Annotated in this window: 1 protein-coding gene; it reads right to left on the reverse strand. The window is 46.5% G+C overall.

All coding sequences use genetic code 11. From position 1 onward, the window contains the following. Positions 1-453: phage virion morphogenesis family protein (locus BN338_RS09195; RefSeq protein WP_039761341.1), on the reverse strand; the 453-nt coding region annotated here is incomplete at its 3' end. Positions 454-493: the final 40 nt, after the last annotated feature.

Consider the following 493-nt stretch of genomic DNA (forward strand, 5'->3'; position numbering starts at 1 on the left):
AATTTCCACCTTATTCTGCTCTGAAAGCCCCAAATAAGGGCGTGCGGGCAGGGTTACCTGATGCACACACACAAAACGATGTGCCTTGCTGCTTTTCAGAAAAAAGCGCAATGTCTTGCCATTTTTCGGGTGAATAACTCCTCCCAATTGATGAATCCGCGCATAAACCAATCCACTCCCCACAATCACCTTTTCTGGTGAGGCTTTCATATCAATGGAGCGCGACAACGCCCCACTGGCAAAAAGAATGGAGGTACGGGCATGGTTGTTTTTCCACTTCTCTCCTTGGGCAGACATTTTTTCACTTTGAATCCGCCTCCTAGTACTCTCTTGGATTAAGCGCCCAACCCCTTGTGCTAAAGTTCCCATTGGAGCATGCGCACTCTTTTGTAAAAAGGATAAGGCGGCATCAAGCCCTGTCTCTTGAATCTCAATATGGCTTGAAAAAGACATGTTATCTTCCCATCAAACGTGGTTTGGCATGGAAAAAAGC

It is taken from the genome of Bartonella queenslandensis AUST/NH15, from assembly GCF_000312585.1.
In the GTDB taxonomy this organism is placed as follows: domain Bacteria; phylum Pseudomonadota; class Alphaproteobacteria; order Rhizobiales; family Rhizobiaceae; genus Bartonella; species Bartonella queenslandensis_A.